At 50.8% G+C, this 1,030-nt stretch carries 1 protein-coding gene; it reads right to left on the bottom strand.

Going from position 1 to position 1,030, the window contains the following annotated elements; genetic code table 11:
• A partial coding sequence (locus DG046_RS09585; protein WP_108832265.1) for an ISL3 family transposase occupies positions 1 to 964 on the bottom strand: 964 nt, incomplete at its 3' end.
• Positions 965 to 1,030: the final 66 nt, after the last annotated feature.

Here is a 1,030-nt window from a genome sequence, read left to right on the forward strand (position 1 = left end):
TCCACTTTGAAAGAGCCACACTCGCTGTTTCTTTGTCTTTCTGAGAAAGGACGTAGGTGTAAAAGCCTTCTTTTAAGACGTAGGCAGTCCGGATGGCATCGCTCTTTTCGAGCATGGTGGCGACGAGGCTTTTCTCTGCTTCGGTGAGGTCTTTCGCCGGCTTTTTTAGTAAGCTGCGGCTTCGTTTAAACCATTTTCTTTCCGTCGCCGTCATGCGTTTCTGTTCCCGTTTTCTGACGTTTTCCAAGGCCCAATGCACTTGGCGGATGAAATGGTAGCGGTCAATGACATGGGTGCTTTGTGGAAAGAAAGCCTCTCTCACGCCCTTAAAGGTGCCGCACATATCGCTGACAAAGATTTCGACGCCGCGACGCTCCGCTCGATCAATGGAAGAGAAATAAGCAGCTAAATCCTTGCCGTAGCGCGTCGGGAGAATGTCGATAATCCGATGGGCCTCCCCATCGGCTAAGGTGGTCTGGTACTTGCTTCCGCCGCTGTCGCCCTTAAACTCGTCGATACAAAAGACGCGAGGCAGCCGTTGACGGGGCACAAACAAACAAGCCACGATACGGAAAATACTCGTCGTTGAAATGCCTACTTCTCGCGCCAGCTCCGACACGGAACGGATATCTCGAAAGGCATCTACCACATAGGCGATTAAACGCTTCGTCATCTGCTTGCCCTTGGCGGCAAAGGAGAGAGGTGCTTCAAAGCGCGCGCCGCAATCCTTGCAATCATAGCGTGTCTTTTTGACGCGAAGAAACACGTGCTTGCGCCGCATCGGCGCATCTCGAAGGATTTGTTCCCGGTGATCGTGGACCCAGGCGTGGGACGAGCCACAGTGTGGACACACCCGATCGTGAACGGGTTTGCAGTCAATGGTAATGAGGCGTCTTTCTTCTGAAACACCGGTGACCTCGACATCTTGGATTCCTAAAAGTAATGTGGTAATATTGTTTTGCACTTGTTTGCCCTCCTTTATTATTTTGTGGTGATTTAATTTTAGGTGATAGGGAAAACAAGTGCTATC

Source organism: Aedoeadaptatus coli, from assembly GCF_900343085.1.
Taxonomy (GTDB): Bacteria; Bacillota; Clostridia; order Tissierellales; family Peptoniphilaceae; genus Aedoeadaptatus; species Aedoeadaptatus coli.